Source organism: Phytobacter sp. V91 (assembly GCF_965644225.1).
Taxonomy (GTDB): domain Bacteria; phylum Pseudomonadota; class Gammaproteobacteria; order Enterobacterales; family Enterobacteriaceae; genus CBFFRJ01.
This window is the reverse complement of sequence record NZ_CBFFRJ010000003.1, coordinates 32,072-45,460: the sequence shown is the minus strand read 5'-3', so window position 1 is coordinate 45,460 and position 13,389 is coordinate 32,072. Positions and strand designations below refer to the sequence as shown.

At 54.0% G+C, this 13,389-nt stretch carries 13 protein-coding genes; 6 read left to right on the top strand and 7 right to left on the bottom strand.

Annotated elements, in window-relative coordinates; genetic code table 11:
- Positions 1-28 precede the first annotated feature (28 nt).
- Positions 29-3,142, top strand: a complete 3,114-nt coding sequence (acrD, locus tag ACSZO4_RS01140; protein ID WP_437886993.1) for a multidrug efflux RND transporter permease AcrD — start codon at positions 29-31, stop codon at positions 3,140-3,142.
- 100 nt (positions 3,143-3,242) lie between these two features.
- Here the strand turns inward: acrD and ypfM are convergent, their stop codons facing one another.
- Entirely contained in the window at positions 3,243-3,302 is a 60-nt protein-coding gene (ypfM, locus tag ACSZO4_RS01135; protein WP_100181659.1) for a protein YpfM, read from the bottom strand.
- Positions 3,303-3,788: 486 nt separating this feature from the next.
- Between ypfM and ACSZO4_RS01130 the strand changes: the two genes are divergently transcribed.
- From ACSZO4_RS01130 to ACSZO4_RS01120, 3 genes are read left to right on the top strand one after another with little or no spacing between them, the layout of a single operon-like run.
- The gene (locus ACSZO4_RS01130) at positions 3,789-4,145 is read left to right on the top strand and encodes an ArsC family reductase (protein WP_437886992.1); all 357 of its coding nucleotides are present in this window, start codon (positions 3,789-3,791) and stop codon (positions 4,143-4,145) included.
- 3 nt (positions 4,146-4,148) lie between these two features.
- Positions 4,149-5,276: a succinyl-diaminopimelate desuccinylase gene (gene dapE / locus ACSZO4_RS01125; protein ID WP_437886991.1), complete on the top strand. Its 1,128-nt coding sequence runs from the start codon at positions 4,149-4,151 to the stop codon at positions 5,274-5,276.
- 12 nt (positions 5,277-5,288) lie between these two features.
- Positions 5,289-5,486, top strand: a complete 198-nt coding sequence (locus ACSZO4_RS01120; protein ID WP_437886990.1) for a YpfN family protein — start codon at positions 5,289-5,291, stop codon at positions 5,484-5,486.
- Between the two features lie 41 nt (positions 5,487-5,527).
- Here the strand turns inward: ACSZO4_RS01120 and ypfH are convergent, their stop codons facing one another.
- From ypfH to dapA, 6 genes are all read right to left on the bottom strand, one after another.
- Positions 5,528-6,223, bottom strand: coding sequence for an esterase (ypfH, locus tag ACSZO4_RS01115; protein ID WP_437886989.1), 696 nt, complete (start codon positions 6,221-6,223; stop codon positions 5,528-5,530).
- Between the two features lie 77 nt (positions 6,224-6,300).
- Positions 6,301-8,316, bottom strand: a complete 2,016-nt coding sequence (locus ACSZO4_RS01110; RefSeq protein WP_437886988.1) for a tRNA(Met) cytidine acetyltransferase TmcA — start codon at positions 8,314-8,316, stop codon at positions 6,301-6,303.
- A 21-nt stretch (positions 8,317-8,337) separates the two neighbouring features.
- A complete protein-coding gene (ypfJ, locus tag ACSZO4_RS01105) occupies positions 8,338-9,201 on the bottom strand; it encodes a KPN_02809 family neutral zinc metallopeptidase (RefSeq protein WP_437887025.1) in 864 nt (287 codons plus the stop codon).
- A 126-nt stretch (positions 9,202-9,327) separates the two neighbouring features.
- Positions 9,328-10,041, bottom strand: a complete 714-nt coding sequence (purC, locus tag ACSZO4_RS01100) for a phosphoribosylaminoimidazolesuccinocarboxamide synthase (RefSeq protein ID WP_437886987.1) — start codon at positions 10,039-10,041, stop codon at positions 9,328-9,330.
- A gap of 106 nt (positions 10,042-10,147) precedes the next feature.
- Positions 10,148-11,182 (bottom strand): outer membrane protein assembly factor BamC, encoded by a 1,035-nt coding sequence (bamC, locus tag ACSZO4_RS01095; RefSeq protein ID WP_437886986.1) that lies wholly within the window; start codon positions 11,180-11,182, stop codon positions 10,148-10,150.
- 16 nt (positions 11,183-11,198) lie between these two features.
- Positions 11,199-12,077, bottom strand: a complete 879-nt coding sequence (gene dapA, locus ACSZO4_RS01090; protein ID WP_437886985.1) for a 4-hydroxy-tetrahydrodipicolinate synthase — start codon at positions 12,075-12,077, stop codon at positions 11,199-11,201.
- 145 nt (positions 12,078-12,222) lie between these two features.
- Here dapA and ACSZO4_RS01085 point away from each other — a divergent pair, with 145 nt between their 5' ends.
- A complete protein-coding gene (locus ACSZO4_RS01085; RefSeq protein ID WP_437886984.1) occupies positions 12,223-12,795 on the top strand; it encodes a glycine cleavage system transcriptional repressor in 573 nt (190 codons plus the stop codon).
- Positions 12,795-13,265, top strand: a complete 471-nt coding sequence (gene bcp, locus ACSZO4_RS01080) for a thioredoxin-dependent thiol peroxidase (protein WP_437886983.1) — start codon at positions 12,795-12,797, stop codon at positions 13,263-13,265. The genes ACSZO4_RS01085 and bcp overlap by 1 nt, the downstream gene beginning before the upstream one ends.
- Positions 13,266-13,389 lie beyond the last annotated feature (124 nt).

Here is a 13,389-nt window from a genome sequence, read left to right as displayed (position 1 = left end):
TGCGCAGTAAAACGAGGTCTAACTTCTGATGGCGAATTTTTTTATTGATCGCCCCATTTTTGCGTGGGTACTGGCGATCCTGATCTGTCTTACCGGGACACTGGCCATTATTTCTCTTCCTGTTGAGCAGTACCCCGACCTTGCTCCACCGAACGTTCGTATCACTGCTAACTACCCAGGCGCATCGGCCCAGACTCTGGAAAACACCGTTACCCAGGTGATTGAGCAGAACATGACGGGCCTCGACAATCTTATGTATATGTCTTCCCAGAGCAGCAGCGCCGGGCAGGCCACCATTACACTCAGTTTTACCGCCGGTACGGATCCCGATGAAGCCGTCCAGCAGGTACAAAATCAGCTGCAGTCCGCACTGCGCAAACTGCCCCAGGCGGTACAAAATCAGGGCGTTACGGTGCGTAAAACCGGGGATACCAATATCCTCACGCTGGCCTTCGTATCGACTGATGGCTCAATGGATAAGCAGGATATCGCCGACTATGTTGCCAGTAATATTCAGGACCCTCTAAGTCGCGTAAACGGCGTGGGGGACATTGACGCCTACGGTTCGCAATATTCGATGCGTATCTGGCTCGATCCGGCAAAGCTGAACAGCGTGCAACTGACCACTGCCGATGTCACCAGTGCGATTAAATCCCAGAATGCGCAGATTGCCGTTGGTCAGCTTGGCGGCACCCCTTCCGTTGATAACCAGGCGCTGAATGCCAGTATCAATGCGCAGTCATTGCTGCAAACGCCCGAGCAGTTCCGGGCCATTACCCTGCGGGTGAACCAGGATGGTTCCGAGGTCAAACTGGGTGATGTGGCAACCGTGGAAATGGGCTCAGAGAAATATGACTATCTCAGCCGTTTCAACGGACATGCCGCTTCCGGGCTGGGCGTTAAACTGGCCTCCGGCGCCAATGAAATGGAGACGGCGGAGCTGGTCATTAACCGACTCAATGAACTGGCGAACTATTTTCCTCATGGCCTGGAATACAAAGTCGCCTATGAAACCACCTCCTTTGTTAAAGCCTCCATTATTGATGTAGTGAAAACCCTGCTGGAGGCGATAGCGCTGGTTTTCCTGGTGATGTATCTGTTCCTGCAAAATTTCCGCGCCACCCTGATCCCGACCATTGCCGTACCGGTGGTACTGCTGGGCACTTTTGCGGTGCTCTACGGCTTCGGCTACAGCATTAACACCCTGACCATGTTTGCAATGGTGCTGGCCATCGGCCTGCTGGTGGACGATGCCATTGTGGTGGTGGAAAACGTCGAACGCATTATGACGGAAGAAGGGTTGTCACCCAGGGAGGCGACGCGTAAATCGATGGGCCAGATCCAGGGGGCGCTGGTGGGGATTGCTATGGTGCTCTCCGCCGTCTTTATCCCCATGGCCTTCTTTGGCGGCACAACCGGGGCGATTTACCGTCAGTTCTCCATCACCATCGTCTCTGCAATGGTGCTGTCAGTGCTGGTGGCGATGATCCTCACCCCTGCCCTCTGCGCCACCTTATTAAGGCCTTTGCATAAAGGTGAGCACCAGAGCGAGAAAGGTTTCTTCGGCGCGTTCAACCGCTGGTTTAACCGTAATGCCGATCGCTATGAAAGCGGCGTTGGTAAAATTCTCCACCGCAGTCTGCGCTGGCTTCTGCTTTACGTATTGTTGCTGGGGGCGATGGTGGTGCTTTTCCTGCGCCTGCCGACGTCGTTTTTGCACCAGGAAGACCGCGGGATGTTTATCACCTCCGTGCAATTGCCCGGCGGCTCAACCCAGCAACAGACGCTGAAAGTGGTGCAGAAGGTGGAAGACTACTTCTTTAAAAATGAGAAGGATAATGTCTCTTCGGTGTTTGCCACCGTCGGTTCCGGGCCTGGAGGGAACGGGCAAAACGTGGCGCGTATGTTTATTCGTCTCAAAGACTGGGAAGCCAGAGATCCCGCCACGGGCAGTTCTTTTGCCATTATCGAACGCGCCACTAAAGCTTTCCGCCATATTAATGAGGCGCGGGTGTTTGCCACCAGTCCGGCAGCCATCAGCGGCCTGGGCAGCTCGGCTGGTTTTGATATGGAGCTGCAGGACCATGCGGGTGCTGGGCATGACGCCCTGATGGCCGCCCGTGACAAGCTGCTTGAGATGAGCGACAGCAATAGCCTGTTAACCCGTGTGCGCCACAATGGTCTGGATGACAGTCCGCAATTGCAGGTGGATATTGATCAGCGCAAAGCCCAGGCGCTCGGCGTCTCAATTGACGATATTAATGACACCCTGCAAACCGCCTGGGGCTCAAGCTATGTGAATGACTTTATGGACCGGGGACGCGTGAAGAAAGTTTACGTCCAGTCTGCGGCAAAATACCGCATGCTGCCCGATGACATTAACCTGTGGTTTGTGCGTAACAACAGCGGCGGCATGGTGCCCTTCTCCGCATTTGCCTCTTCGCGCTGGGAAACCGGCTCACCGCGTCTGGAGCGTTACAATGGCTATGCCGCAGTAGAGATTGTCGGCGAAGCAGCGCCTGGCGTCAGTACGGGGACCGCCATGGATACAATGGAGAAACTGGTCAGCCAGCTTCCGGGCGGCTTTGGCCTGGAGTGGACGGCAATGTCGTACCAGGAACGCTTATCCGGCTCGCAGGCACCGGCGCTGTACGCCATTTCGTTGCTGGTGGTGTTCCTTTGCCTGGCGGCATTGTATGAGAGCTGGTCGGTGCCGTTCTCTGTCATGCTTGTGGTGCCGCTGGGGGTCATTGGCGCGCTACTCGCTACCTGGATGCGCGGTCTGGAAAATGATGTCTACTTCCAGGTCGGGCTGCTGACCGTTATCGGGTTATCGGCCAAAAACGCCATTCTGATCGTCGAATTTGCCAACGAGCTCAATGCCAAAGGTCAGGATTTGTTGTCCGCCACGCTGCATGCCTGCCGCCAGCGTCTGCGTCCGATCCTGATGACCTCGCTGGCCTTTATCTTTGGCGTGTTGCCGATGGTGACCAGCACCGGCGCCGGATCGGGCAGCCAGCATGCCGTCGGAACCGGGGTGATTGGCGGGATGATTTCCGCGACAATCCTCGCCATCTTCTTTGTTCCGCTGTTCTTCGTGCTGGTCAGACGCCGTTTTCCGCTTAAAGAACCGCAGAAATAAATCACAGTAAAAAAGGCGACGGTTAAGTCGCCTTTTACTGCGTGATATTATTCACACTTTATCGTTTTAAGCTCTCACTGCTTAATGATTCTTCAGGAAATTATTTACGAAGCATGCCTTCGATAAAATCTTTCCAGTTCCCCAGTTCATGTTCAATCATAACTACCTCTCTTATTATTGAGCGTATTCTAAGAGAAGCTGATGGCGATGTGAAGATATTTTAACCAATTAGTTTGATTGGTATCGCAAAGTTTTTACGCGGATAAAATCAGCAAAAGAATATTGTAATAGCACGCTGGTACAACGAGAGAACGCAGCGGGAAGCCTTATGTATACTGCCCTGATGACTTTTTACCCTTGTGGAAAGGAAGTTGTCTTCCTGTAATCATCAGGTGCAAATTTTACCGCCTGGTAAAAGAATTGTTTATTAAAACGCCAATACAGATCAGTGCAATTGCCCAGGTTCTTACGGCATATTCCAGACCCACTCTTCTACGCTAGTACATCTTTTTGATATGATCCTGACGCCTTATTTTATTAATGGCAAAATCATTACTCTGCAAATGATATTATGCTGCCAGCGGGCTTATTACTATTATTCTAATTTCCTGCGCAATTAACCAAATTTAAGACAAAAGGATTCACCATGTATACGCTTTACGGCATCAAAAACTGCGACACCATCAAAAAGGCCCGTCGCTGGCTGGAAGAACATCAGGTTGAGTATCGCTTTCATGACTATCGCGTTGACGGCCTTGATAGCGATTTATTACAGCGTTTTATTGATGCTCTGGGGTGGGAAGCCTTACTCAACACCCGGGGAACCACCTGGCGAAAACTGGATGAATCTTTGCGCTCAACCATCAATAACGCGCAATCTGCCGCCAGTTTAATGCAAGAAATGCCGGCAATCATCAAACGCCCATTGCTCTGCGCGCCCGGTAAGCCTATGCTGCTGGGTTTCAATGAATCCAGTTATGAGAAGTTTTTCAACGAGGTGTAGTATATGTCGTGCCCGGTTATTGAGCTGACGCAGCAGCTTATTCGTCGCCCTTCTCTGAGTCCCGATGACGCAGGATGCCAGGCGTTAATGATTGAACGCCTGCGTGCTATCGGATTCACCATTGAGCCGATGAATTTTGGCGACACGCTAAATTTCTGGGCATGGCGCGGTCAGGGGGAAACTCTGGCCTTTGCAGGCCACACCGATGTGGTTCCCGCCGGTGATGCAGAGCGGTGGATCAATCCGCCGTTTGAACCCACGATCCGTGACGGCATGCTGTTTGGTCGCGGTGCGGCAGATATGAAAGGCTCGCTGGCGGCGATGGTCGTTGCGGCGGAACGTTTTGTCGCCGCACACCCCAACCATAAAGGGCGACTCGCTTTTCTTATCACTTCTGACGAAGAAGCCAGTGCGGCCAACGGCACGGTGAAAGTGGTTGAAACCCTGATGGCGCGCAATGAGCGTCTCGACTACTGCCTGGTCGGCGAACCCTCCAGTACTGCCATCGTCGGTGATGTGGTCAAAAATGGTCGCCGTGGTTCGCTGACCTGCAATCTGACCATTCATGGCGTGCAGGGGCACGTTGCTTATCCGCATCTGGCCGATAACCCGGTGCACCGTGCCGCTCCTATGCTCAACGAGCTGGTGGCTATCGAGTGGGACAAAGGCAACGAATATTTCCCGCCAACCAGTATGCAAATCGCCAATATCCAGGCGGGCACCGGCAGCAATAACGTCATCCCTGGCGACCTGTATGTGCAGTTCAATTTCCGTTTCAGTACCGAGCTGACCGACGAGATGATCAAAGCACGGGTTGAAGCGCTGATGGCGAAATACGGCTTGCGTTACACCATTGACTGGTGGCTGTCAGGCCAGCCGTTTTTGACCGGTCGCGGCAAGCTGGTAGACGCGGTGGTCAACGCCATTGCGCACTATAATGAGATCAAACCGCAGTTGCTGACGACCGGCGGCACCTCCGACGGGCGTTTTATCGCGCGTATGGGGACGCAGGTGGTGGAGCTGGGACCGGTTAACGCCACCATTCATAAAATCAACGAATGCGTGAACGCCGCCGATTTACAACTGCTGGCACGGATGTACCAACGCATTATGGAAAATATCATCGCCTGACGGGGAGGAAGCATGGACTGGCTAACAAAATATTGGTGGATTCTGGTACTGGTGTTTCTGCTCGGCGTCATTCTGAACGTGATTAAAGATCTGAAGCGCGTCGATCATAAGAAGTTCCTCGCCAACAAACCCGATCTGCCGCCACATCGTGACTTTAACGATAAGTGGGATGACGAAGACGACTGGCCGAAGAAAGACCAGCACAAGTAATAATATGGCCCGGAAAGTAGTAAGCTACCGGGCCATCTGTTTTACAGCATCTCAATAAGTGAGTCGTTATCGGGCTTACCGCCGCTCAACGCTTCATCAAAATAATGTTTTGGTACCGTAAAACGCAGATGATCAAGGGCAAACTGCAGGCTCTGCTCGCTAATCGCATGGCCTAAATGCTCGACGATATCCAGCGTCACATCACCACCTGCAACCAATAGAGCTTCCTGAGCGGCAACCGCATGCGCCAGATCGATAACCCGATCTTCACCGCCATGAATAAGGTGGACGGTTGCGGCTGCAGAGGCGGTGTTCGGCAGGCTGGCAAAACGGCCATTGAACGCAATCACCCGGGAGACCAGATCTGGCTGCGCCTTCAGGCTCTCAAGCGACATAATCGACCCCTGCGAGAATCCCACCAGCGCGGTAGCCTGAGGGCCAACGCCGCTTTGCTGCTGCCAGTAACGTACCGTGTCGATAAACACCGGCATAATGGCATCGATGCGCGCCTGGCGGTTATCTTCGGTTACGCCCTGTACGGAAAACCACTGCCGACCGTTGGGGCCGCATGGCTCCACGCCACCGACGCTCACAATCATCGCCTCAGGAAAGTGCGGCACAAACCAGCTGGCAATGTTGCCCATATTGGCCGGGTTGTCGCCAACGCCATGAAAAAAAAGCAGTAATTGCTTAGCGGCGTTATCCGGTTTTTGCACAATAAAATAGTCATGTTTCATGGCGGTCTCCTTCATTTGTTGAAAGCAGTGTACGCCGCAGAGGAATAATGACCATGACATTTAACTGAATGAGTTTGTTAAAAAAATTGCAGCTGTTGTACCCACTCTTTCATTTTTGTTGCACGCTCGCCATCAAGGCGGACAAGCGCTGAGGCAGTTTCCTGGCGCAACATCGCCAGCACCGCTTTACGCCCCAAAAGCCCCAGCTGGCTGGCGATTTCATGGTCGGCAAGCTTATCAATAAGTGTTAAGCGTAATCCGCTAAGGGGCAGGTCACTGCACTGCAGAACGCGCATTAATGCCCCCCTCGATGCAGAGAGCGGGCGATGGGCGAAAGCAAAACCGCTTAATTCCAGCCAGTCATCATCATTTATGGCGCTATTCGCTGAGCTTTCCGCCAGCGGCAGCCTGAGCGTCTTCCATTCATCAAGCCCAGGCAGATCCCGGGCTAAGCGTTGTTGCTCATGGCTCGCCAGTGCCTGGCCTGCCGCGGTTAACGGCAGTAAAGCCATCGCCGTAAAACAGCCGCTGCTGGCTTCCCGGTGGCTTCCCAGCCGCACCAGCTGAAACCCGCACCGCTGCCAGAAACGCCATAGTTCTGCGGTATAGCCAAAACTGACGGAGAGATAATCGCAACCGGTGGTGTGGGCATGAACATGACGTATCAGCGCAAGGCCTAAGCCTTCACGTTGACGAAAGGGATGAACGGCAATGCGGCTGACCCGCAGCCCACGCAGCGTGGCCGCCAGCGGGCTACCGCCATGTGCTGCGAGTGACTGTGCCACCAGATTACCCCGTGGCCGACGAAACCCCGCCCACACGGCCTGGCTCAGCTCCGGAGATAGCCCTCCTTCTTCCACCAGCCACAGGCCCGCCAGAATATCGGTCGTCGTTTTTGTCACCCAGAAATGCTGACCTGCAGCGTCCATCATCCGGCGCAAATCCAGCGGCGAAGTTCGGTAATGCGCGCTGGCAAGTAGCCGATAGAGTGCGCCGGGAAGCCGTGTATCTTCCAGCCAGTCGTCCTGGTTGAGGGACTGAATGCATCCCGTCCCCGTGGGCGTTGCCAGCACGGTTTTCTCATCAAACAGCAACAGATCGCTGACAAACGTCTCCAGCGGGCAGCCTGCGTCCCAGCGCAGTGGCGTGTGCAAACGCCGATGCGTCAGCGGCGAAAAACGGGCGCAGAATTTCAGCATAAAGCCCTGCCCCGTGCCTTCATAGCCCTCGACCGTGGTGGTTAACAACACCTTGCGAAACGCGCTGACCAGGGCATGCAGCAGTGGGCCCGGAATAGCGGCGGCTTCGTCCACGATCAGCCAGTCCGCAAGTGAGGCGGGATTATCGGTAATCCGTTGCAGCAGTCTGTCCGGGGCCATAAACGTCATCTCGCCAGCGTAGCGTTCAAGTACCTCCACCGAGCCACGGGAAGGCGCTGTCACTATCGCCTCCCCCTTCAGCCGCGCCACAAGCATGCCTGCGAGGGCTGATTTACCTCTTCCACGCGGAGCAGTGACGGTCATAACGCCAGCCGACATCGCGAGCAGATCGTCCAGAATTTCCGCCTGCTCGCGCTCAGGTGCGCCGGTTGCGGCATGCCATACGGGCCGGGAGGTGATGACCGGGAGTGAGAGCGAATCGCCCTGCCGCCAGATAAGCGCATCGTCATTCTGTTGCAGCGTGCGGCAAAAATAGTCGACAAAGCGCGGCGTCGGAACAGGTTCAGCGCTGTCGCACCAGCGGACGCTGTCCGCATCGGGCTGTTGGGGCCATGCGTGCAAAGGCGGGGTGAGCAGCACCAGCCAGCTTCCCGGCTTCAGGGTACCGCTCAGGGCGGCAAAGGCGGCGACATCAAAGCCCCGACGCGCATCCAGCACCGCATGGGTAAATTCGCGCCCAAGCAGCGTGGTCAACGCAGCAGGGGCGCAGTGCAAACCTTCCGTCGTCTCTCCCACCCATAACCAGTCGCCCAAAAGCGTTTCACGCAGACGCTGAGCCTGTTGCCCGCTCCAGGCTTCATCGCCGGCGATGACCAGCAGTCGACGGATCCCTTCGCGCGCCATTTGCGCACTCAGAGTATTCAGATGCTGCATCCTGCCCTTCCCTGCTATCAATTAAAGCCCTGGAGCAAACGTATTACACTGCGCCGGGTCGCCGCTTTCCATACCCCGTTTAAACCAGCTGTAACGCTGCGCCGAGGTGCCGTGGGTGAAGGAATCGGGGATCACTTGTCCCTGACTGCGCTGTTGCAGACGGTCATCGCCAATCGCCTGGGCGGCATTGAGCGCCTCTTCCAGATCGCCGGCTTCCAGCACGCCCTGCTGCTGCATACTATGGCCCCAGACACCGGCATAGCAGTCCGCCTGCAGTTCCATACGAACGGAGAGCGCATTGCTCTGCGCCTGACTTGCTCCCTGCTGCAACTGGCGCACTTTGGCTTCAGTACCCAGCAGTTTCTGGACATGGTGACCCACTTCGTGAGCAATCACATAGCCCTGAGCGAAGTCGCCATCGGCGCCCAGTTTGTTTTTCATCTCGTCATAAAAAGAGAGGTCGATATAGACTTTGCTGTCTGCCGGGCAGTAGAACGGCCCCATAATGGATTGCCCGGTGCCGCAGCCCGTGGTGATACGGTTGCGGTACATCACCAGCTTAGGTTGCTGGTAACTACGGCCCATTTTCTCGAAAATTTGCCCCCAGGTATCTTCAGTGGTGGCAAAAATGACGCTGGTGAATTTGGCCGCTTCATCATCCTGCGGACTGATGGAGGATTGTGGTGAGGACGTGTTCGCCGGTTGGCCGGTAATCAGCCCCGTCAGGTCGACACCGTAGTAGCTGGCGAAAATGACGATAACCAGCAGGATAATCCCGCCTTTGCCGCCCGGCAGGCGAAAGCCAGGGCCGCGAATGACAGGTCCACCGGATTCGTTACGCCGGTCTTCAACGTTGTTACTTTCTCGACGCCCTTGCCAGCGCATAAACACCTCAACTTCTGATCTAATAAAGGTGATAGTAGGCGGTTGCGGGAAGGATTACCATAAGAAAAAAGATGCAGAAAACCAGAGGATACGTAGATCCTCTGGTCAGGCGCGATGAAGGCGGGATCAGTCCAGTTTAACACCCAGACGGCCGGCAACGGCTTCATAGGCTTCAATCAGGCCACCCAGGCTCTGGCGGAAGCGGTCTTTGTCCATTTTATCCAGCGTTTCTTTGTCCCACAGGCGGCTGCCATCCGGGGAAAACTCATCACCCAGCACCACTTTGCCTTTGTACAGACCGAACTCCAGTTTGAAATCAACGAGGATAAGTCCGGCGTCATCAAAGAGTTTACTCAGCACATCGTTGGCTTTGTAAGTCAGCTCTTTCATGCGTGCGAGATTTTCTTTGTTAACCCAACCGAAGGTTTCGCAGTAAGACTCGTTGACCATCGGATCGTGCATTTCGTCGTTTTTGAGGAACATATCGAACAGCGGCGGGTTCAGCTCGATGCCTTCTTCGATGCCCAGGCGTTTAACCAGTGAACCGGCAGCGCGGTTACGCACCACACACTCGACCGGCACCATATCCAGTTTTTTCACCAGACATTCGGTGTCAGACAACAGCGCTTCCATCTGAGTAGGGATACCCGCTTCCTGCAGTTTGCTCATAATGAAATGGTTGAACTTGTTGTTCACCATGCCTTTGCGGTCAAACTGCTCAATACGCGCGCCATCCCCTGCTGACGTATCATTGCGGAATTCGAGCACCAACAGGTCCGGGTTTTCCGTGCTGTATACGGTCTTCGCTTTGCCACGATACAACTCAGCTTGCTTTTGCATCTTTGTCACTCCAGGTGTGATGATTTAACTAAAAAGCTATTTTACCCCGACGCACACGTTTGCGTCGATGAAATAAAAAAAGGCCGGAGGTTTCCGGCCCTTGTCATTACTTGTTGAAAGCGGCTTCGAATGCGGCCACCAAGGCGTCATTCTGCGACTGCGTCAACGTATGTCCTTTCGGGTCAATAAACTGGAGGCTGCTGCGGTTATCGAGATCCCCGACCTGCAGTTTGTAGTCACCGGAAACCAGCCCCGGATCGCGCGCACCCAGTTCACGCCAGCTACTGTCAGACAATGGCTTATAGGTTACCGCCATGCTACCCGTAGAGCGGGTGCTGTCGGTCACTTTCATACCCACTTTTTCAAGCGTTGCCGGCAGGCGTTGCCATACCACGTTGAACGGACCACGCACCACCAGCATTGGCAGACCGGTGTCGTCCGCGGCGCTCTGCACATCGAGCGAGGTAACGCTGCGATTTTCTGCGGCGTTCTGCGCGGCAGTCACCGATTTATCCAGACCTTCGGAGATAACGTTCAACATTTCGGTGCTGTAACGCTGCAATGAAGCGGCATCAGCCACCGGTTTACCCGCCTGTTCCAGATTCACCAGTTTGACGGTCACCGCCTGCTGGTAGCCCTGCGGTTTGACCGAGATTTGATAGCGACCACGGTATTGCTGATCTTCATCGAGGCGATTCCAGTCAACCCAATCGGTGGATAAAGTCTGGCTGGCGTCATCACGTTTAGCGATAGCAAAGTTTTTCGCCTGAATAATGCTGACAACCTGCGGCCACAGGTTGGTATTGCGGCCGTTTTCCACCATCAGCGTTGCTGTGTCGCCGGTAAACTGAGTGCGCGCGCCCGTAACCAGCGCCAGCGGTTGGGCCGGTGGGCGGATATCCAGTTCTTTACCAAGAGCACCGCTGCCTTGCGTGACAGGAATGGTGTATTCGCCATGTTGTACTGGCAGGATCATGCCAGCTGGCGCATGAAGTTCCGCAAGCGGCGTTGCATCCAGATAGGATTCGTCACCACTAACCTGACGCTTATAGCGTGAATCAGAGCTACAGGCTGCGAGCAGCATGACAAGCGAAACACCCGCCACCTTCGTCAGGCGCGACTTCTGTACTGAGTAAGCCATCAAATCTCCCTAAACTTTACAGCAATCCGGCATGCTTAAGCGCCGAACGAACCACTTCACGACCATTGTCGGTAATCGGTGTCATCGGCAGGCGCAGCGTGTCGGTTGCCACAAGCCCCAACTCCATACATGCCCATTTGACCGGGATTGGATTGGGTTCGACAAATAGTTTGTTGTGTAATGGCATCAGACGCCTGTTAATCTCGCGCGCTTTAGCAAATTGCCCTTCCGCTGCCAGTCTGCACATATCGGCCATATCACGCGCCGCCACGTTGGTGGTGACGGAAATCACGCCGTTACCGCCAAGTTGCATAAAGTCCATTGCGGTTGCATCGTCGCCGCTGAGCAGAATGAAGTCATCTGAAACCAGCTCTTTGATCAGATGAACGCGACTTAAGTTCCCGGTGGCCTCTTTAATACCGATAATATTTTTAATTTTCGCCAGGCGACCCACGGTTTCAGGCAGTAAATCACAGCCTGTACGCGACGGCACATTATACAGAATTTGCGGCAGATCGGTGTGTTCTGCGATGGCTTTGAAGTGCTGGAACAGACCTTCCTGGGTAGGACGGTTGTAATAAGGCGTGACGCTTAAGCAACCCACAACGCCGCTGTTGTTGAAGCGCTGGGTCAGACTGATGGCCTCGGCGGTGGCATTCGCACCCGTTCCGGCAATAACCGGGATGCGCCCGTCTGCCAGTTCCAGCGTCATCAGTACCACATCGCCATGCTCATCATGGCTGAGGGTGGCGGACTCTCCGGTTGTTCCTACAGAAACTATCGCCGACGTTCCATTGGCGACATGGTAATCAATCAGTTTTTTCAGGCTTGGCCGACAGACTTTACCGTTATCATCCATTGGCGTGACAAGCGCGACTATACTTCCCGTGAACATGGGCCATCCTCTGTGCAAACAAGAATCTCAATGGTACGTGTGGTGCTGTAATAAAAGCAAGTGACCTGAGGGCTTCCCGCTGTTGTATGCCGGTTTTTTTTATGCTTTCCTTATGATTACCTCAGGTTTGACAGGAAGCACCGGTTTGACAGCTTCATCACAACATTTTCTGGTTATCACTGCACTGGGTGCCGACAGGCCTGGTATCGTTAACACTATCACTCGTCACGTCAGCAGCTGTGGCTGTAATATCGAAGACAGCCGCCTGGCGATGCTGGGCGATGAATTCACCTTTATTATGCTGCTTTCCGGTTCGTGGAACGCCATCACGCTGATTGAGTCGACGTTACCCTTAAAGGGCGCAGAACTGGATTTGCTGATCGTCATGAAGCGAACCATTGCCAAACCTCGTCCAGCCTTGCCCGCGACCGTGTGGGTGCAGGTCGAGGTTGCCGACTCCCCGCATCTGATTGAACGCTTCACGGCGTTATTTGACGCGCATCAGATGAACATTGCTGAGCTGGTTTCCCGAACGCAACCCGCCAGTCCGGAGAGCGCCGCGCAGTTGTTTATTCAAATCACTGCGCACAGTCCGGCGTCACAGGATGCATCAAATATTGAGCAGGCATTCAAAGCCCTATGTACAGAACTGAAAGCACAGGGCAGTATAAATGTCGTCAACTATTCACAGCATGATGAACAGGATGGAGTTAAGTAATGAATCCACTGAAAGCCGGTGATATTGCACCGAAATTTAGCTTGCCGGATCAAGACGGAGAACAAGTAAATTTGACCGACTTCCAGGGACAGCGTGTTCTGGTCTATTTCTACCCGAAAGCAATGACCCCAGGCTGTACCGTGCAGGCATGTGGCCTTCGCGATAACATGGACGAGTTAAAAAAAGTTGGTGTCGACGTTCTGGGCATCAGCACCGATAAGTCGGAAAAACTTTCCCGCTTTGCCGAAAAAGAGCTACTCAATTTTACCCTGCTCTCTGATGAGGATCATCAGACCTGCGAGCAGTTTGGCGTCTGGGGTGAAAAATCCTTTATGGGCAAAACCTATGACGGCATTCATCGCACCAGTTTCCTGATTGATGCCGACGGTAAAATCGAACATGTGTTTGATGATTTCAAAACCAGTAATCACCACGACGTCGTGCTTAACTGGCTGAAAGAAAACGCCTGATCTTTTCAGCGTAAACAAACTGCATTCAATGATGGCCCTCGCGGGCCGTCATTATATTTGCCTCTCGACTTTTCTTCCCCTGTTCATTTTTGTGATCTACATCACACTACAGTAATCCTCTCGA

What these genes read in the sequence shown, in the direction of transcription:
- ypfJ (WP_437887025.1), bottom strand. Translation starts at nt 9,201, where the DNA reads ATGCGCTGGCAAGGGCGTCGAGAAAGTAACAACGTTGAAGACCGGCGT.
- acrD (WP_437886993.1), top strand. Translation starts at nt 29, where the DNA reads ATGGCGAATTTTTTTATTGATCGCCCCATTTTTGCGTGGGTACTGGCG.
- ACSZO4_RS01130 (WP_437886992.1), top strand. Translation starts at nt 3,789, where the DNA reads ATGTATACGCTTTACGGCATCAAAAACTGCGACACCATCAAAAAGGCC.
- dapA (WP_437886985.1), bottom strand. Translation starts at nt 12,077, where the DNA reads ATGTTCACGGGAAGTATAGTCGCGCTTGTCACGCCAATGGATGATAAC.
- dapE (WP_437886991.1), top strand. Translation starts at nt 4,149, where the DNA reads ATGTCGTGCCCGGTTATTGAGCTGACGCAGCAGCTTATTCGTCGCCCT.
- bcp (WP_437886983.1), top strand. Translation starts at nt 12,795, where the DNA reads ATGAATCCACTGAAAGCCGGTGATATTGCACCGAAATTTAGCTTGCCG.
- purC (WP_437886987.1), bottom strand. Translation starts at nt 10,041, where the DNA reads ATGCAAAAGCAAGCTGAGTTGTATCGTGGCAAAGCGAAGACCGTATAC.
- bamC (WP_437886986.1), bottom strand. Translation starts at nt 11,182, where the DNA reads ATGGCTTACTCAGTACAGAAGTCGCGCCTGACGAAGGTGGCGGGTGTT.
- ypfH (WP_437886989.1), bottom strand. Translation starts at nt 6,223, where the DNA reads ATGAAACATGACTATTTTATTGTGCAAAAACCGGATAACGCCGCTAAG.
- ACSZO4_RS01110 (WP_437886988.1), bottom strand. Translation starts at nt 8,316, where the DNA reads ATGCAGCATCTGAATACTCTGAGTGCGCAAATGGCGCGCGAAGGGATC.
- ACSZO4_RS01120 (WP_437886990.1), top strand. Translation starts at nt 5,289, where the DNA reads ATGGACTGGCTAACAAAATATTGGTGGATTCTGGTACTGGTGTTTCTG.